Source organism: Nonomuraea sp. NPDC050547, from assembly GCF_044457345.1.
GTDB lineage: Bacteria > Actinomycetota > Actinomycetes > Streptosporangiales > Streptosporangiaceae > Nonomuraea.
Window position 1 is genome coordinate 37,066 of sequence record NZ_JBITGW010000032.1, and the last position, 17,845, is coordinate 54,910.

At 71.2% G+C, this 17,845-nt stretch carries 16 protein-coding genes; 7 read left to right on the forward strand and 9 right to left on the reverse strand.

Annotation, left to right across the window (positions count from 1 at the left end; genetic code table 11):
• Nucleotides 1-18 precede the first annotated feature (18 nt).
• Nucleotides 19-1,545, forward strand: coding sequence for a carboxypeptidase regulatory-like domain-containing protein (locus ACIBHY_RS51440; protein WP_397258933.1), 1,527 nt, complete (start codon nt 19-21; stop codon nt 1,543-1,545).
• Nucleotides 1,546-1,608: 63 nt separating this feature from the next.
• Here the strand turns inward: ACIBHY_RS51440 and ACIBHY_RS51445 are convergent, their stop codons facing one another.
• On the reverse strand, nt 1,609-2,994 hold the full coding sequence (locus ACIBHY_RS51445) for a PLP-dependent aminotransferase family protein (protein WP_397310653.1): 1,386 nt from the start codon (nt 2,992-2,994) through the stop codon (nt 1,609-1,611).
• A 73-nt stretch (nt 2,995-3,067) separates the two neighbouring features.
• Here ACIBHY_RS51445 and ACIBHY_RS51450 point away from each other — a divergent pair, with 73 nt between their 5' ends.
• Complete coding sequence (locus ACIBHY_RS51450; RefSeq protein ID WP_397258930.1) at nt 3,068-3,235, forward strand: hypothetical protein; 168 nt, start codon at nt 3,068-3,070, stop codon at nt 3,233-3,235.
• Between the two features lie 54 nt (nt 3,236-3,289).
• Here ACIBHY_RS51450 and ACIBHY_RS51455 read toward each other — a convergent pair whose 3' ends face one another.
• A complete protein-coding gene (locus tag ACIBHY_RS51455) occupies nt 3,290-4,297 on the reverse strand; it encodes a helix-turn-helix domain-containing protein (RefSeq protein WP_397310654.1) in 1,008 nt (335 codons plus the stop codon).
• 60 nt (nt 4,298-4,357) lie between these two features.
• Here ACIBHY_RS51455 and ACIBHY_RS51460 point away from each other — a divergent pair, with 60 nt between their 5' ends.
• Complete coding sequence (locus ACIBHY_RS51460; protein ID WP_397310655.1) at nt 4,358-5,128, forward strand: TetR/AcrR family transcriptional regulator; 771 nt, start codon at nt 4,358-4,360, stop codon at nt 5,126-5,128.
• Between the two features lie 118 nt (nt 5,129-5,246).
• On the opposite strand, the gene ACIBHY_RS51465 is transcribed toward ACIBHY_RS51460, so the two are convergent.
• Entirely contained in the window at nt 5,247-6,395 is a 1,149-nt protein-coding gene (locus ACIBHY_RS51465; RefSeq protein WP_397310656.1) for an FAD-dependent oxidoreductase, read from the reverse strand.
• Nucleotides 6,396-6,452: 57 nt separating this feature from the next.
• A complete protein-coding gene (locus ACIBHY_RS51470) occupies nt 6,453-7,088 on the reverse strand; it encodes a TetR/AcrR family transcriptional regulator (protein WP_397258922.1) in 636 nt (211 codons plus the stop codon).
• A 61-nt stretch (nt 7,089-7,149) separates the two neighbouring features.
• Between ACIBHY_RS51470 and ACIBHY_RS51475 the strand changes: the two genes are divergently transcribed.
• Both ACIBHY_RS51475 and ACIBHY_RS51480 read left to right on the forward strand, forming a co-directional pair.
• Complete coding sequence (locus ACIBHY_RS51475; RefSeq protein WP_397310657.1) at nt 7,150-8,301, forward strand: amidohydrolase family protein; 1,152 nt, start codon at nt 7,150-7,152, stop codon at nt 8,299-8,301.
• Nucleotides 8,302-8,358: 57 nt separating this feature from the next.
• A complete protein-coding gene (locus ACIBHY_RS51480; RefSeq protein ID WP_397258918.1) occupies nt 8,359-9,342 on the forward strand; it encodes a saccharopine dehydrogenase family protein in 984 nt (327 codons plus the stop codon).
• Nucleotides 9,343-9,489: 147 nt separating this feature from the next.
• Here ACIBHY_RS51480 and ACIBHY_RS51485 read toward each other — a convergent pair whose 3' ends face one another.
• From ACIBHY_RS51485 to ACIBHY_RS51505, 5 genes are all read right to left on the reverse strand, one after another.
• A complete protein-coding gene (locus ACIBHY_RS51485; protein WP_397258916.1) occupies nt 9,490-10,431 on the reverse strand; it encodes a DMT family transporter in 942 nt (313 codons plus the stop codon).
• Complete coding sequence (locus tag ACIBHY_RS51490; protein ID WP_397310658.1) at nt 10,428-11,498, reverse strand: glycosyltransferase family 4 protein; 1,071 nt, start codon at nt 11,496-11,498, stop codon at nt 10,428-10,430. Before ACIBHY_RS51490 ends, ACIBHY_RS51485 begins: the two co-directional genes overlap by 4 nt.
• Nucleotides 11,499-11,529: 31 nt before the next feature.
• Entirely contained in the window at nt 11,530-12,342 is an 813-nt protein-coding gene (locus ACIBHY_RS51495; protein ID WP_397310659.1) for an SDR family NAD(P)-dependent oxidoreductase, read from the reverse strand.
• Nucleotides 12,339-13,520, reverse strand: coding sequence for a Gfo/Idh/MocA family protein (locus tag ACIBHY_RS51500; RefSeq protein ID WP_397258910.1), 1,182 nt, complete (start codon nt 13,518-13,520; stop codon nt 12,339-12,341). The genes ACIBHY_RS51495 and ACIBHY_RS51500 overlap by 4 nt, the downstream gene beginning before the upstream one ends.
• 134 nt (nt 13,521-13,654) lie before the next feature.
• Nucleotides 13,655-14,785, reverse strand: a complete 1,131-nt coding sequence (locus tag ACIBHY_RS51505) for an ROK family protein (protein ID WP_397310660.1) — start codon at nt 14,783-14,785, stop codon at nt 13,655-13,657.
• A 187-nt stretch (nt 14,786-14,972) separates the two neighbouring features.
• Between ACIBHY_RS51505 and ACIBHY_RS51510 the strand changes: the two genes are divergently transcribed.
• Both ACIBHY_RS51510 and ACIBHY_RS51515 read left to right on the forward strand, forming a co-directional pair.
• Nucleotides 14,973-17,240, forward strand: coding sequence for a phosphatidylserine/phosphatidylglycerophosphate/cardiolipin synthase family protein (locus ACIBHY_RS51510; protein WP_397310661.1), 2,268 nt, complete (start codon nt 14,973-14,975; stop codon nt 17,238-17,240).
• A gap of 166 nt (nt 17,241-17,406) precedes the next feature.
• Nucleotides 17,407-17,841: a hypothetical protein gene (locus ACIBHY_RS51515; protein ID WP_397258904.1), complete on the forward strand. Its 435-nt coding sequence runs from the start codon at nt 17,407-17,409 to the stop codon at nt 17,839-17,841.
• Nucleotides 17,842-17,845 lie beyond the last annotated feature (4 nt).

A 17,845-nucleotide genomic window follows, 5' to 3' on the forward strand; every position in this document is an offset into this window, starting at 1 on the left:
CGAACGCATAGGAGCAAGATGCGCAAGATCCTGGCCACTATCTCCCTTCTCCTCTTACCCGGCTGGGCGTTGGCCCAGCCCGCCCACGCCGCTGATGACACGGGAGCCATCACCGGCAAGATCGTTACAGCCGAAGGCGCGCCCGCCCGGTTCGCGGCGGTGGCTCTGACGGACGCCGCCACAGGCATCGGTCAGGGCGAGGTCTTCACCCAGTTCGACGGCAGCTATTCCCGTCCGAACCTCCGCCCGGGTATCTACAAGCTCCAGATCCGCTACCAGGGTCGCTATCAATGGGTACCCCAGAAGATCGCCTATGAGGACGGCGCCGTCTTCACCGTCACCGCCGGGGCCACCACCGTGGTGGACGAGACCTTGCTGCCCGGCGCGGTGCTGAACGTCAAGCTCGTCGACGACCGGTCGGGAAACCCCGTGAGCTCGGCCTGCGTCTCCGTCGGGATCGACCGCGTGTGCGACCAGGCGGGCGGGCTGTTCACGTTCACCGACCTTCCCGGTGGCGAGCACAACGTCGAGGTGAACGCCCCCGACGGGCTGCACCGTGCGGTGACCCGGCGCGTCGCCACCGTCCTCGGCCAGACCACCGACGTCGAGATCCGCCTGGCGCCGTCGGCGGCGATCGCCACGGTGGTGCGCGACCGGGTGACGGGAAGCCCGGTTCAGGGCGTGTGCGTCATCGCCCTGCCTCGCTACTTCGGTCAGGTCGGCTACCAGGACTGCAAGTACCGAAGCGCCGCCGACGGCACGGTGGTCGTGGGCGAACTCGACAGCGGCACCTACTCCCTGCTCGCCGTGCCGGGCCTGGACCACGGCATCCAGTGGGTCGGATCCTCCGGCGGCACCGGCAGCCAGTACCGCGCCCAGCGGCTCAAGGCGGTGGTCGGATCGGCCACGCGGGCGAGCCAGATTCGGCTGGACCAGGCCGGTACCGTCACCGGCGCCATCACCGACGCGGACACGGGCGAGCCCATCCGGCACGGCAACGCCTGCGTGACCATCCTCCCCCTGCGCACCGGGCAGAGCAGCGTCGGCGGAGCAACGTGCACCACGGCCGAGGGAACATTCGAACTCCGTGGCCTCGGCCCCTACGCCTGGCCGATCCAGTACACGGCCAAGCTCTTCTCCAAGTACTACGCCTGGGAATGGTCGGGGCGCGCCGCCGACAGACGCTCGGCCGTACCGGTCAAGGTCACCTCCGGCCAGAGCGTGACCGCGGACGCCGCACTGAGAAGCGGGGGAACGCTGACCGGCCGCACCCTGAACAAGGACGGCACCGTCTACTCCGGATTCGTCGACCTGTGGAGCTACAACACCCGCACCGGCGATGTCGCGGGACCGGCCGAGTACGGCAACGGCGGCGCCTACACCCTCCGCGGGCTCGCCGGCCAGCACGTGAAGATCAAACTCTGGGCGTCCGGCCGCGGCTTCCGCTGGCACGAGGACGCGGCGGCCTTCGAGGGGGCGGACCCGGTCCGCGTCACCCGGGGCCGCGAACGCACGCTCGACATCACCCTCCCGTCCCCGTCCTGACCTGTCATCCGGTACGGCTCCCGCCGAGGAAGGCGGGAGCCGTACCGGACCGATGAAGGGCTCTCATGTGGGAGCGGCGCGGAGGGCGTCGACGAGGGCGCCGAGGGCGTGGCGGTAGGTGTGCTCGGCGGGGGTGGCGTAGCCGATCACGATGGCCGGCGGCGTGTTCTCCCGCCGGTGGTAGAAGGGCGACAGGCCCTCGACGTGGATGCCGCCTCGTTCGAGGTGGCCGAGCAGGGAAGCCTCGGAGCCGGTATGCGCGGGGAACTGGAGCACGGCGTGCAGCCCGGCGGCGACGCCCGACAGCCGCGCGTACGGCAGCTGCCCGGCGATCGCCTGGCCGAGGAGATCGCGGCGGCGGCGGTAGCGGGTTCGGCAGTGGCGGATGTGCCGGTCGAGTTCGCCGGTCTGGATGAGCCGGGCGAGGACGAGCTGGTCGATCACGTTGACGTACGACTCGTCCCAGCGCGTCGCCTCGTGTAGCGGGTCGACAAGGCTGCCGGGCAGGACGAGCCAGGCGAGGCGCAGGCCGGGGGCGATGGTCTTGCTGGTGGTTCCCACGTAGATGACCCGGTCGGGGGCCATTCCCTGGAGCGCGCCGACGGGGCGGCGGTCGTAACGGAACTCGCCGTCGTAGTCGTCCTCCACGATGAGTCCGCCGGACCGCCTGGCCCAGGAGACGAGCTCGACCCGCCGGGCCGGGCTCAGCGTGACCCCCAGCGGATACTGGTGGGCGGGGGTGACGACGGCGGCCGATTCGTCGGTGAGCCGGTCGACGAGCAGCCCGTCCTGGTCGACGGGGATGTGACGCGCGCGGTGTCCCAGCTGCTCGGTGAGGGCGGGGTAGTCGGGCTCGGTCGGATCCTCGTAGGCGATCGCGCTCCCGGGACCGGCGTGGTGGCTCAGGACCTGGCACACCAGCCGGAGCGCCTGGGCGTATCCGGCGCACACCACGATGTGGGCGGGGGTGGTGGCGACTCCGCGGGCCCGGCCGAGGTACTCGGCCAGCGCCTGCCGCAGCTCGACGGCGCCGGTCCGATCCCGGTAGCCGAACGCTGTGTTGGGCGCGGTCCGCAGGACGTGGCGCGTGGCGGCGAGCCACTGACGTCGCGGGAACGCCGCCAGGTCGGGGAAGCCCGACCTGAGATCGATCCCCGGTACGGCCGGCAGCGTCGCGCGCGACGGGCGTGGGGACTCGATGGGCGGAGCGGGCTGCGGCGCCACGCGCAGGCCCGAGCGCGGCTTCGACTCCAGATACCCCTCGGCGACCAGCTGGTCCAGGGCCTGGGTGACGGTGCCACGCGAGACCCCGAGATCGTTCGCGAGCGTCCGCGACGAAGGCAGCCGCGTTCCCGGCGCGAGCCGTCCGCTCCGTACGGCCTCACGCAGAGCGAGCTCGAGCCCGGCTCTCAGCCCTTCACCCGTGCCTGCCTGAAGATGAAGATCCAACCCCGAACTGGACCATTGATCTCGCATAAATCTGGACTATATCTCTGAGCCAGATGCCACCTACGTTGAAGGCATGAGGCACCTTGCCATGGCCATCGGGCTCACGGAGTACTTCCTCGGCCAGGCCGCCCCCGCGGCGACGGCGACAGAGGCGGAGGCGGACCCGGATCGATCGGGCGGCGACCGGTTGTGGGGCATCGCCCGCTGGGCCAGACGCGTGGCCCGCCCCCCGGACCGCTGACCCGCGTCGGCGCCCCTCGCCGGCACGTCCACGCCGGCCGGGCCTCCCGGCGGTTCACCGCTCTGATGGAGTCTGGCGTCGTCCTGCCGGTGGAACAGCCGGGGTCAGGTGGGACTGGCGGTAGGCGCTGGGGGTGATGCCGTAGGCCCGGCGGAAGGCGCGGGAGAAGGAGGAGGTGTTCGGGAAGCCCCACTGGGCGCCGATCGCCTGGATGGGATGCCGGTGCCTGGACGGGTCGGCCAGTTCTTCGCGGCATCGTTCGAGGCGGCGTCGCCGGATCAGCGCGGACACCGTGTCGCCGCGGCCTTCGAAGAGGGCGTAGAGGGTGCGGAGCGAGATGTTGTGGCGGGCGGCGACGGCCTGGGGTGTGAGCCGGGAGTCGGCCAGGTGGTGGTCGATGAAGGCGTCGATGCGGTGCAGCAGGACCTGCCGGCGGGTTTCCTCCGGAAGGTGCCGCCATCTGGCGAGTTCCTGGGCGAGCAGGCCGGCGGCGAGGTCGAGCACGGTGCGTTCCAGTACCCGCAAGCCCAAGGGCGTGCATTCGGCGGCGTGGGCGTCGATGGAGGTCAGGAACCGGCGAAAGACGGCGCCCAGTCCTTGGCGGGTGCCGAACCGGTGGCCGAGAGCCGCGTCGAGCCGGTTCTGGGGGAGGGGGATCGTGCCACGGGGGATGCGGAGGAGGGTGACCGCTGTGTCGCGGGGGCCGGGCGATCCGGCCGAGTAGGGGTGCGAGGTGTCGAACAGGACCACGTCCCCGGGGTCCATGACGCTGACGGTGCGCCGTTGGGAGATCGCCTTCCGCCCGTGGGTGATCAGCCCGAGCAGGTAGTCTTCCGGGTCGCCACGGCGGATCAGGTGCGGCGTACGCCATGCGAGATGGTCGGACTGCACGTGCTGGGACAGTTCGATCCGGCCCAGGCGCAGCACGCGTGCCGATGCCTGGAAGCCCGCGGGGTCGGTGATCTTCAGCCGGTGGGGCGCGATGGTCTGTGCCACCACGTCCTGGTACCAGTCCGTCCTCTCGCGCGCGGGAACGTCGTCCGTGGCCACCCGTACCCACACAGCGTCTTCCTTTCCGTTCGATTAGTGTCCTCCATATACTATCTATGGGAGACTATAGGTATGCAGGACGAGTCGGCGCAGGCTTCCGCGCACATCAAACGGCTGTGGCGCCTTTCTCCGGGACGCCAGCGCGGGCGTCCGGCCGAGCTCGACGTGGAGCAGGTGGTGCGCAAGGCGATAGAGCTCGCCGATCGCGACGGCCTGGGCGGCGCCACCTTGCCCAAGGTCGCCGAGGCGCTGGGGTTCACGAAGATGTCGTTGTACCGCCACGTGGGCTCCAAGGACGAACTGTGCGAGCTGATGGGCGACCTGGCCATCGGCCCGGCGCCCGAGGTCGACGAGGCCGTCGGCTGGCGGGAGGCTCTACGGCGGTGGACGCTGACCAGCCGCCGGGTCTACGGGCGTCACCCCTGGCTGGCGCAGTTGCCCATCGCGGGCCCGCCCGTCGGTCCGAACGCGATCGGCTGGATGGACGCGTTGCTGCGCGCCCTCCGTGAGACCGGCCTCGGCTGGCCGGCGAAACTCGGCATCCTGAACCTCCTGGGCGGATACGTCCGCACCGTCAGCGCCCTGGAGCAGCAACTCGCGCAGGGCCGCCTCGGCAGCGGACTCGACCAGGCGCAGAGCGAGCGGGACTACGGGACGGCCCTCTCGCCGCTGGTGGAGCCGGCCCGCTTCCCCGAAGCGGCCAAGCTGTTCGCCTCCAGCGTGTTCCGGGCGCCCGCCGAAGAAGGGGCCGAGGACGAGTTCGGCTTCGGCCTGGGGCTGATCCTCGACGGGATCGAGACGCTGATCGCCGCGGAGGCGGGTATCCGGCATGGATCCCCGTAGGGGATGGCGGCGCGTGGTCGTCGCCGTCCTCACCACCCTCGCCGTGCTCGTCTTTCTGGCCATCGCCGGGATGATGGTCGTTCTGGTGGTCGCGGGTCCCGACTGAAGCGGGCCGCCTCTAAGCGTGCCAGAGGGCGGCGAGCTGCCGGGTGGCCAGCCGCTTCGGGACCAGGCGCAGCATGGCGTCGCGTACCCACGCCGGCGCGCCCGTCAGGGAGGTCAGCCGCGACTGCCGGGCGGCCGCCAGCAGGATGCGGTTGGCGCGGGGACGGCGCTCGGCGTCGTAGCGGCGCAGTCGCTGGACGACCTCTCCCGGTTCGGCGCCGGTCAGGTGCCGGGTCACCGCCGCCGCGTCCTCGAAGGCCTGGCTGGCCCCCTGCCCGAGGTCGGGTGACATGGCATGCGCGGCGTCGCCGAGAAGCGCGATCCGGCCGGACACGTACGAGGTCAGCGGCTCGGCGAGTTTGACGATCGGATCGACGTGGATGGCCTCGGCCGGAGTGTCCGCGATCACCTTGAGCACTCCGGGGTGCCATCCGGCCATCATGGCCAGCACCTCCCGCCGCCCTTCCTCCGGGCTGGGGGGAGGGCCGTCCTGCGGGGTGTCGGTGTACCAGTACAACGTGTCGTCACCGAGGGGGAAGAGGCCGAAGCCGGCCCCGGTGCGCCGATCGACCATGATGGCGGCCAGCAGGCCGTTCTCCGCCGCCTCCGGGCTTCGGGGGAGCGTGCCGCGAAGGTCCATCCGGCCGGTCCGTCTCGGCCCGGGGTGGCCGGGGAACAGGTGCGCGCGCAGCTTGCTGCGTACACCGTCGGCCGCGATCGCGGCGTCGACCGTCTCGACGGGACGCCCCTCGCTGATCACCGTGACTCCGCCGGGGCCGGGGTCCAGGCGTTCGACGGGCATGCCGGTGCGTACGAGGCCGTCGGGCAGCGGGGCGCGCAACGACCGGTGCAGCTCCGCCCGGTCGACGACGGCGGCGGCGCCGATCTCCTGCTGCGCCTGGGCCGAGTCGGTGACCAGCAGCGGCCGACCGCGCCAGTCGCGCAGGCCCGCGTCGGTGGGGGGCAGGGACAGCGTACGGACGTAGCCGTCCAGCCCGAGCCGCTGCAAGGCCCGGGTGCCGTTCGGCATGATCACCACCCCGGTGCCCGCCTCCCTGAGTTCGGCGCCCCGCTCGTACAGGCTCACCTCGTGACCCTGGCGGTGCAGCCCGACCGCCGCCGCGACTCCCCCCAGCCCCGCACCGACCACCGCGATCCGCATGAGTCCTCCCTCGCATTCACTACGATCGTACTAGTACGAGCGTAGCAGTGCGCGGAGTCACAGGAGTGTGAGCATTCGGGTGAGGGCGTTCTCCGCCCAGGCCTGCCAGGCGGCGTGGCTCCACCGGCGCTCCGCGACCAGCAGCGTGTAGGTCTCGGGAGACAAGATCGTCAGCGCGATGTCGGCGGCGGTCTCCGGTTCCATGTCGTCGCGCAGCGGAGTCTTGCCCGCCAGAGCTCGGGCGAAGACCCGCTGCACGGTCAGGCGTTGCCGCAGGTTGGTCGCCCAGAGCTCGCTCAGGTCGGGATCGGTGGGCGCCGCGCTGCGTACGGCGTCGAGCAGCGGCGCGGCGCGCAGGTAGATGTCGCCCGCCCCGGCGGCCTGGCGGCGGAGCTGCCCGCGCGGGTCGGGGTCGGCGACCGCCTCCCGTGCCCAGGGGCGCTCCAGCGTGGGGATCGGCTGGTCGTCACCGGCGACGGCCCGGTCGAGCGCGGCGGCGAGGACCGCCTTCTTGGTGCCGAAGGAGTAGTAGATGGTCTGCTCGCTCACTCCGGCCGCGGCGGCGATGGCGCCGATGCTGGTCAAGGTGTAGCCGGCGCCGGTGAACAGGTCGGCCGCCGCCGCGACGACGCGTGCCCTGGTGGCCTGCGCCCGTGCGGTGCGGCCGTCCGTCTGCTGTGATCTTTCTCCCATCCACTTGACTGTAGCAGCACTACAAAAACATTCTTGTAGTCACACTACAAAATGAGGTGAGATGAACAGACGCGAAAGCATCAAGCTGGGCGCCCTGGTCGCCGTGCCGGGCGCGGCCTTCGCCCCCGGCAAGGAAGTACTCGTCACCGCCGACCTCATGTTCGACGGCCGGCGCTTCGTCGAAGACGCCGCGGTGCTCGTCAGGGACGGCAAGGTGGTGCGGTCCGGCCCGGCGCGGGCGGTGGGCGCGCCCTCGGCCCGCAGGTTCGCCCTGGGGGCGGCGACCATCGCGCCGGGCATGATCGACCTTCACGTGCACGCCACCCACAACCACGTGCCCTTCGACCGGATCCTGCGCCACGGGGTGACCACGGTCCGCGACCTCGGCGGCCACGTGCGGGGCGGCCCGCAAGGACCCGGGCGGCTGCGCTACCTGGGCTCCGGGCCGCTGGTCACCGCGCCGCGCGGCTATCCGATCCCCACCTGGGGGACGGGGCTGGCCGCCGTGGTCACCGGGGCGGACTCGGCTCGCCGTACCGTCTCCAAGCTCGTCGACCAGGGAGCGGCCGTCATCAAGATCGCGCTGGAGCCCGGAGGGGAGTCCGGGGCGCCGTGGGGCGGGGAGCATGCCACGACGCCTCCGCCGTGGCCGATGCCGTCGCTCGAGACGGTGCTCGCCGTGGTGCGCGAGGCGCACCGGCGCGGACGCGGGGTGAGCGCGCACATCGGGGAGGAACGTGGGGCCCGCCTCGCGCTGGCGGCCGGCGTGGACGAATGGGCGCACAGCCCCGCCGACCCGCTGCCGGCCGACCTGCTCAAAAAGGCCGTCCGGCAGGGTGTACGCATGATCGGCACCCTCGACACCCAAGCCAGGACCAAGGGCGCCATGAGGAACGCCAAGGAGTTCGTCACCCACGGCGGCCGGCTGCTCTACGGCACCGACATGGCCCATCCCGAGATCCCGCACGGGTTCGACTCCCAGGAGCTCAGCCTGATGATGTACGCCGGGCTCTCCCTGGAGCAGGCGCTCGCCGCGGCCACCTCGCTCGCCGGCGAGCACCTGGGGCTGGCGCCGCTCGGCACCCTGCGGCCCGGCGCGCCCGCCGACCTCATCGCCGCCGCCGGGGACATCCGCAAGGGGCACGGCGGCGTGAAGAACCTCGAGTACCCGCTGCTCGTGATGGCGGGCGGACGCGCGGTCGTCACCCCCTAGCCCGCACCCGCCCGGCGTGCTCAGCCAAACAGTTCGCCGGCAAGGAGGAAGTCAGAGATGAACACCGTCCTCATTCTCGGCGGCTACGGCGCGGTCGGCCGGGAAGCCGCCGCCGCGCTCACCGGAGTTCCCGGTACCCGGGTGATCGTGGCCGGGCGCAACCCCGGCCGGGCGGCGCCCGTTCCCGGCATCGCCGCGATGCGCGTGGACGCCGCCGACCCCGCCGACCTGGCCAGGGCGCTGGACGGGGTCACGACCGTCCTGATGTGCGCCGAGATCGACAACGCCCGCGTCGCCCACGCCTGCCTGAAGAGGAGCATCGACTACGTGGACGTGTCGGCCTCCCACGACCTGCTGGCCGAGATCGGCCGCCTCGACGACGTGGCCCGTGCGTCCGGCGCGACCGCCGCGCTCAGCGTCGGCCTGGTCCCCGGGGTCACCAACCTGCTGGCCCGCGTCTGCGCCGAGCGCTCACCGGCCACGGAACTGCGCGTCGGCGTCCTGCTCGGCTCCGGTGAACACCACGGCCCGGCCGCGATCGCCTGGACCCTGGACGGGCTGGGCGCCCTGGACGGCTCCTGGACGATGGACTTTCCCCTGCCGTACGGCTCCCGCGTCGTCCACCGCTTTCCGTTCTCGGATCAGTACACGCTGCCCGGGACGCTCGGCGTGCCCGCCGTACGGACCGGGTTGTGCCTGGACTCCCGGCTGCTCACCAGGCTGCTGGCCGTGGCCGGCCGGCCCGCCGCCGCGCGCCTGCTGCGCCGGAAGGGGGTCCGCTCCTTGCTGCTCGGCGCGCTGGCGAGGTTCCACTATGGCGGCGACGGGTTCGCCGTGACCGTCACCTCGGGCAAGGGCGGGGCGTCCTTCAGCGGGCGACGGCAGAGCCGCGTCACCGGGCGCGCCGCCGCACTGCTCATCCGCGACCTGCCCGCGCAACCACCCGGCGTCCGGCACATCGAGCAGATGGTGGACCCGATCGCGTTCCTGACCGAGCTCGCGGCCGACGGATTCGACCTCCGGCTCGACCATGCCGGCTGAGGAGCCGTCCCCGGGCATCGTGCACGCCCAGCCGGGAGCGTACGAGAGGGGCGGCTCTCCCGTCGATTTTCGTGATCTTCATCCACCGGGGGACGGCCGCTTGGTCCTCCCGGCGGCAGGGCGGCAAGGCGTGAGTCTCGCATCACTCTACGAAGACGCGGCGTGCGCGGGCTCATCCTTCTTCTCCCGAGCCAGCTTGCTCCGGATGACGAGTGCCATCCCGGCGAGCGTGAGCCCCATGCTGGCGATCTGCATCGACGTCGGCGCCCCGGCCAGGTGCAGCAGCGCCGAGCTGACCCCTACCAGCGGCGGTACGGCGAGGCCGAGCAGAGCGGAGTAGGACGGCCCGCCGGTCAGCAGGATGCGATGTTGAAGGAGGTAGACGGGCACGTAGATGACGATGCCCAGGAGCACGAGCATGCCCAGCACCGGCCAGCTGACCCGCTCGCCGGCCGCGACGTCCGTCGCCGCCCAAGCGGCGAGCGGTATCGTCCCGACCGCGAAGATCGGCAGGATGCGTGGCGCCATCGCCCCCTGGTAGCCGCGGTTCGTTCTGCTGAAGTAGAGACCGTAGAAGGCCATGGAGAACATCGCCGCGAGCGCGACCAGCGCCCCGAGCGCCACGTCGTCGCCGAGCGATCCCGCAAGCCGGGGGACCGTGTAGAGCACGGCGCCGGCGACGGCGATCACGGTTCCGGCGATGGTGCGTGGTGAGGGCCGGGTGCGCAGCATGACGCTCTCGGCGATCAGCACCACGGCCGGGGTCAGGGAGAGGGTCAGCGCGGGCAACGCCGGTCCGGCGAGGCTGATCGCGACGGTCGAGAGCACCGTGTACGCGGTCACACCGGTCAGCGCCAGCAGCCCGATCTGCCACCATCGATAACCCGTGGCCGGGGAGGCGGGCGACGCGGAGGCGGGCGACCACCAGGTGAGCGCCACCAGGCCCAGGACGGTGAACGCCGTACGGCCCGCCGACACGATCCCGGTGCTCGCGTCGCGCAGGGAGGCCTCCACGACCAGCCAGGTCGAGGCCAGCAGGAGGACCAGCGCAGCGGACTGCCAGATCAACCGCCCTCTGCCACCGCTCACCGCGTGACGGTTTCGTAGACGGCGCAGGTGCGTTCCACCATGAGGGCGGCCGTGTACAGCTCCCGGTGCCGGTCGCGGGCGCGGGCGGCCATGGCGGCGCCGCGGTCTTCGCGTGCCAGGACGTTCAGGGCGGCGCGTGCCAGGGCGTGCGGGTTGTCGGGAGCGACCAGCAGGCCGTCGACCTCGTGCCGGACCAGCTCGGGGATGCCGCCCACCGCCGTCGACACGATCGGGACGCCCGAGGCCATCGCCTCCAGGACGACGAGGCTGGCCGCGTCGCCGCGGGACGAGGCCAGCAGCACGTCCGCGCCGATCTCGGCGGTCAGGGCGCCCGACACGCTGCCGTGGAAGCGTACGTGCTCGGCGATCCCGAGAGCCGAGACCAGCCGGTGGAGCAGAGTCTCGTCGGGGCCCGTCCCCACGAGGTGCAGCTTCGCGCCGGGCAGTTGCCCGAGCATGAGCTCGAACGCGAGGACGGCGACATCCGCGCCCTTCTCCGGCGACAGGCGTCCGCAGTACAGCACCCGTGGCCCCGCGCCCCGCTCCAGCCGGAAGCCCGACGGGGCGGGGACGTCGACACCGTTCGGCACGTAGTGGACGCGGCCCGCGTCGCCGAGGAACTTGCCGATGGCCCGCTGGGCGAACTCGGCGACGGCGATGACCGGGAAGCCCGCTCCCGTGGCCAGGGCGGCCTCCAGGAACGGGTCCACCGGCTTGTACATGTGCTGCGTGTACAGCAACGGCGTCCCGATCGCCGTGGAGAGCTCCTCACCGCGGAAGCCGGCGTGCATCAGGTGGGCATGGATCAGGTCCGGCCGCCAGCCGGCGCCGGCGGCGAGGAGGGCGGCGGGGTCGCCGGGCTGTCCGGGCGCCGGCACCGGGAGCAGGGTCGGGTCGACGAAGACGTCGGCGCCCGCCTCGCGGCAGTGCCCGGTCAGCACGCCGTCGCTCCCGGCCACCACGGCGACCTTCAGCCCGCGGGCGATCTGGTGGGTCACCTGGGTGGCGACGTGGCTGACGGTTCCACCGGTCGTGGGGCCGCACTGCACCAGATGCATGACACGCATGCGTTGCGTCCTTTCCTGTGGGGTCGAGGGGTCAGTTGCCTTCGACGGAGCGGGCCATGAGGGCGTTGCCCGCGGTGAGCCCGCCGTCGACCGTCAGGACCGACCCGGTGATCCAGGCGGCGCTGTCGGAGGCCAGGAAGCAGATCGACGCCGCCACGTCCTCCGGCTCCCCGACCCGGCCCAGCGGGTACCACTGTTTGAGCGCGTCGAAGGTGGCGGGGTTCTTGGCGATCTGCTCGTCCCACGCCGGGGTGCGGATGGTGCCGGGGCTGATCGCGTTCACCCGGATGCCGTGCCCGCCGTACTCGACGGCCAGTGAGCGCGTCAGCGAGACGATCGCCGCCTTGGCCGCGCTGTAGGAGGGGTGGCCGAAGAAGGCGAAGGCGTTCACCGAGACGACGTTCACGATCACGCCGTCGCCGCGAGCCATCATCTCGGGCAGCGACGTCTGTACGCAGCGCACCGCGCCCTTGACGATCACGTCGAAGTCGGTGTCCCAGAGCCGCTCTGGCCCCTCGTGGAAGCGGGGCGGCACCGGGCAGGCCACGATGGCGTTGTTGACCAGCACGTCCACCGGGCCGCCCAGTTCCCGCGCGGCCGCGGCGAATCCCGCGGACACGCTCTCGGCGGACGTGACGTCCAGCCGGAGACCGAGCGCCCTGCCACCGCCGGCGGTGATCTCCCGGGCGAGGTCAACGGCTCCGGTCTCGTCGATGTCGGTGACGGCCACCGCCGCGCCCGATGCCGCCAGCCGCCGTGCCGTCACCCGGCCGACGCCTCCTGCCGCGCCGGTCACCAGCGCCACCCGTCCGCTCAGGTCGAACCGGTCCTGACGTCCGCTCATGCCGCCTCCACCTGTCCGTTGTCGAAGTAGGCCCGCAGCGACTTCTCCAGCTCGGGAACCCGCAGTACGGCGCCGCCGTTCCGTAACGAGCGGGTGGCCAGGTCACCGGCGGCCACGGCCGTCCGCGCGTCCACCGGCGAGGTGTCGGTACGACCGCCCTCACGCACGAACCGGACGAACTCCTCGATCACCTTCGCGTCCGCCCCGCCGTGCCCGCCGACCGGCCCCGGGATGCGGAACTCCGCGTCCCCGGCCGGATCGTAGCCGCGACGGCTCGAGTTCCACACCCGGATCGTGCCGCCCGGCTCGTCGCCGAAGTTCTCCAGCCGCCCGGCGTCGCCGATCACCGTGAAGGAGCGCCAGTAGTCGGGGGTGTAGTGACATTGCTGGTACGCGGCCAGCACCCCGTTGCCCAGGCGCAGGTTCAGCAGCGCCAGGTCCTCGACATCGATCACCGGGTTGAGGTCACGCTGACTCGACGGCGGCCAGTGCTCCAGGCTCAGCCAGTTCTCCGCCTTGGGCACCCCGGCCGCGCGCCGCGGCAGGTCGCCGTAGACGGTCAGCCCGCCCAGTGCCTGCACCTCCTCGGTGTGGCCGCCGACGATCCAGTGCATGGCGTCGAGGTCGTGGCAGGCCTTCTGCAGCAGCAGGCTGTTCACCTTGGACCGCTCGGCGTGCCAGTCCTTGAAGAAGTAGTCGCCGCCGTGGCCCACGAAGTGGCGGATCCACACCGCCTTCGGGGTGCCGATCCGGCCTTCGAGCACGAGCCGGCGCATGAGGCGTACCACCTCCATGTGCCGCATGTTGTGCCCGACGTACAGCCGGGAGCCCGACTCCCTGGCGGCACGCAGGACGGCGTCGGCGTCCGCCACCGTCGTCGCCATCGGTTTCTCCAGGTAGACGGCCTTGCCGGCGCGCAGCGCGTCGATCGCCACCCGGGCGTGCGTGTGGTCGGGGGTCGCCACCAGCACCGCGTCGACGTCGTCGCGGTCCAGCAGGCGGCGGTAGTCGGTCTCGGCGGCGTTCGCGCCGAAGAAGCCGGCCTCCGCGCGGAGGGTGGTCTCATCCAGGTCGCAGACGGCGGTGACACGCGATCCGCGGCCTGACTCTCGGTGGGCGGCGACGGCGAGGCTGCGCCTCTGTCCCAGCCCGATGGCGGCAATGCGGAGATCGTCCATGCTCTGTCGGCCTCTCCATCACGTTGCATCGTCAAGGCGTGATGCCGTTGCGATCAAGATGCCTAATGGTGATTGAAAAGACAAGACTTGAAGCGATTTCGCGCACGGATCGCTATATATGGTGGAGATCGTAATTAACGAAGCGGGGCCACCGGTCCGTCCTCCGGGTTGAAGAACCGCTGGTTGAGGTGCTCGACCCCGAGGCAGACGGCCCCGATGGCCACGCATTCGTCCCCGAGCGTCGAGGCGCGCAGCTCGGGGGTGCGCAGGCACATCGTCTCCAGTTCTGCGCGCAGCGGCGGCATCAGGACGTCGGCCGAGCGTGAGAACCCGCCGCCGATGACGATCACCTGGGGGTCGACGGTCAGCGCCATGGCGGCGGTGGCCAGGGCGAGCACCTTGACGTAGCGCAGGACCGCGTTGAGGGCGTCGGCCTCACCGCGCCGGGCCGCGTCGAAGACCGCCTGCCCCGAGTTTCCCGCGGTCAGCACGTCGCTGGAGTCGGCCAGGTGGAACAGCGGGTGAAGGCCGATCTCGCCGGCCGCTCCGGTGGAGCCGCGCAGCGGGACGCCGTCCAGGATGATGGCCGCGCCGGCCCGGCGGCCGATGTGCAGGTAGACGATGTTGCGCGCGTCGCGGGCGGACCCGCGCCGGCATTCGGCGAGCGCGGCGAGACGGCTGTCGTTGTCCACCAGGACCTCACCGGCCAGACGGCCGGACAGGTGGTCGGCCAGGGGCACGCCGGACCAGTCGTGGATGGCGCGCGAGATGACGACGTTGCCCTCGTTGTCGACGTAGCCGGTGCTCCCGGCGGTGGTGATCCACACGTCGGCCGGTGAGGTGCCGGTGGCGGCCAGGCACGCGTCGACGGCCCGGTCGACGGCGGCCAGGCGCTCCCGCCTGGTGTGCCCGGGGGTGATCGGCTCGCGGGAGACGTGCCGGACCTCGCCGTCGAGGTCGCTGATGGCGGCCAGGACCTTGTGCGCCCCTATGTCGAGGCCGAGCACCCGGCCGTTCTCGGCGCGGAAGCGATAGCGGCGGGCGGGGCGGCCCTTGCCGCCGCCGGTGCTCGGATCCATCTCGGCGACCCAGCCCATGGAGATGAGGTCGCGGACCACTTCCTTGATCGTCGCTCTGGCCAGCTCGGTGTGCTCGGCGAGCCGGGTGAGCGGGAGCGGCCCGGCCCCGCGCAGGGCGGAGACGACGGCGAGGGCGTTGAGCCGCCGCAGTCGCTGGAGGTCGCCACCGCTGACAGCGAGGGTCACTGCGTTGATCCCCTCTTGACGGTTATTAATTGTGGAGTCCACTATAAATGCGATTTCGGGGATCAGCGCTAAGAGACGATCTTGTGTCCGCCACCTTCGAACCGGTCACCCCCCACTATCCTCCGCACCCGTCCGGCTCGGGGGACGAACTGACACGGCCGGTGCTTCTTCCCGCGAGAGAGGTCACATGCTCAAGATTCTTGCCAGCTTAGTCATGCTGCTCGGCCTGGCCGTACCGGCTCAGGCGGCAGCCACCCCGCAGCTCGAGGCGTACTTCGCCGCCCCGGGCGTCACCGGCCCCACCGACGACTCGCTGGAGACCCAGCTCACCGGGCTGATCGACCAGGCGGCGCCGGGCTCCACCCTCCGGCTGGCCACGTTCGTGCTCGAACGGGCGGTCATCAAGAACAAGCTCGTCCAGGCCGCGGGGCGCGGCGTGGACGTCCGGGTCGTGGCGGAGAAGACCGGGCACAACCCCCTTCTCGACCAGCTGGCCAACGATCTCGGTCCGGGCCGCGTGGTGCTGTGCGCGGACGCCTGCAACAGCACCGCCAAGGATGTCATGCACCACAAGTTCGCCGTCTTCAGCCGGTTGCTGGACGGCCGTACCGACGTGGTGGCGCAGAGCTCGCAGAACCTCGACGCCAAGTTCGGCGCCCACCAGAACATGCTGGTCAGCTCGGGCGACGCCGGGCTGGCCGCCGGATATCGCGGCGTCTTCGACAAGCTGTGGTCGCAGCAGATCCACACCTGGTCGGGCTCCTTCACCTCCGACAGCGGCAAGGTGACCGTCTGGATGACACCACGCGCCGACGACCCGATGGCGGAGGCGATCGACGCGGTCGAGTGCCCGGGTTCGATCCGGCTGGCGCACTCCCAGTTCGCGCTCGACCGCGTCGCGGTCCGCACCGCGCTGGTGAACCGCAAGAAGCGGGGCTGTTCGATCCAGATCTTCGTACCGGAGGGCAACCAGACCACGGACGTGGCCAAGGAACTCGCCAAGGACGGCCTCGTCGTCCACACCTTCCGCCCCGGCGGCTGCCACGAGCCCGTCACCACCTGCGACGTGGGCACACTCCACTCCAAGATCATGCTGACCGAGGACGCGCTGGGCGGGCAGTACGTCTACACCGGCTCGCACAACATCAACATGGGCTCGCTGACCACGGCCGACGACTCTTTCGTCAAGATCGACGATGCCGCGATCTACACCGCCTACACCGCCACCATGGATCTGCTGTACGCGCAGGCCATCAAGGTCGTGCCCGCCGCCTACCCGAACGCCGCCCTGCGGATGGCCGCCAACGACGCGGCCGACGAGCGCAACCCCAGAGCCTCGGCCGAACGCAACGGCTACACCGCCCTCACCTGGGAGAGCGGCGCACGGATTTTCGCCAGAATCTTCCGGTACGGCCAGCCCGTCACCGGCCCGATCCGCGTGGACATGGGCGGAGCGGGCTGCGCCACCGGCTGGAACCACGTCCAGCCCGCGGCCGGAGTCGACGACGGCGGCAACGCCTACGTCGCCTGGGCCGAGGACGGCGACTGCCGCGGCGAGCACAACATCGCCGTGCGCAAGCTCTCCGTCACCGGCCAGCTCGGCGCCACGATCTGGGTCAACCAGCCGGAATGGCGCGGTGACCAGACGCGGCCCAGGATCGCGGTCACCGGCGCCGGAGCGTTCACCGTGGCCTGGGAGGACGGTCACACCTCGTCCGTCCGCGCCGCCGGATACTCCTCGACCGTCACCCGGCTCTGGGGCCCGGACGAGGTCGGCGCCGGCAACCGGCCCGACGTCGCGGTGGACGCCTCCGGCGTCGCCACCGTCGTCTGGCAACAGGCCCCTCACGTGTACGGCAAGCGGCTCGGCACGACCGGGGCCGTGGTGGCCGGCCGTACCCAGATCAACGCCAACAACGCGGGCCAGCACCTCGCACCCGCGGTCGCGACCACCTCGTCAGGAAACAGCGTGGTGGCCTGGAGCGACAACCTCGGCGGCATCTGGCGGGTGCGGGCCCGCGGATTCACCCCGTCGCTCGCCGGCCGGTTCGCCGAGAAGCCGGTGAAGAACGGCCGCTACACCCTGGGCGACCAGGCCGACGGCAACCTGGAGTACCCGCCCCTCTGCCACCTGAACGTCTGCGCCGTGCAGGGGACGCCGTCGATCGCCGCGGAGCCGTCCGGAAGCTTCGTCGTCGGCTGGACCGAGACCGACATCTGGAACCAGGACCGCACGCACGAGGTGTACGCCAAGGGCTTCAACGCCGACGGATCCGCGACCGGACGCTTTCCCGCCGAGCGGATGAACCCGAACACCGTCGGCAACCAGTTCGCCACCGCGGTCAGCGCCGGGCCGGGCGGTTTCACCTACTTCTACACCGAGGACTTCAACGTCAACGGCTACGCGGACATCGTGGCCAGAACCGGCTTCACCAACACCTCCGCCACCATGTAACCGGCTTGCGGGGCGGGCCCGTCCGGCGACGGCTGCCAGAACCACACCGGCCGCAGCCGTCGCCCGACCGCCTCCTGGCAGCCGCGATCCCGCCAACGTCGCGCAAAAGCAAATCAAAAGCCGTGATCTATAGCTTCGGGCCAACATTCCGACGTGAAGAGGTCACATGAAGACTGGATCGGTTGCCAAGCTCGCGTTAGTCGTCGCGGCCGCCCTCACCGCGCTCCCGGCCGTCGCAGCGGGAGCCACGAGCGCGTCACCGCCCTACTACCTGTACTACCGGAACACGGCGAACCTCTGTAAGGTCAGCCCTCCCCATATCCCGAGCAAGGACATTCCGCGGCACTCGTACGGCGGGAGCTTCATCAGAACCTGGTCCGTCGGGAACTACAAGTACACCCTGGGACGCGAAACAGGCTTCGTGAAGGCCCGTGTCGAACGGGTCTGCTCCAAGACGATCCAGGAGATCTACTACGGGATCGACGCCGGAAAGGTCAGCCGGCTCACCAAGCGCACCCAGCTCTGCTACAGCGGGGGCTGCAACGCGGGCGGCATGACCTATGGCAGCTGGCGTAAGGGATGGACCCACGAAACGTGGTGATCAG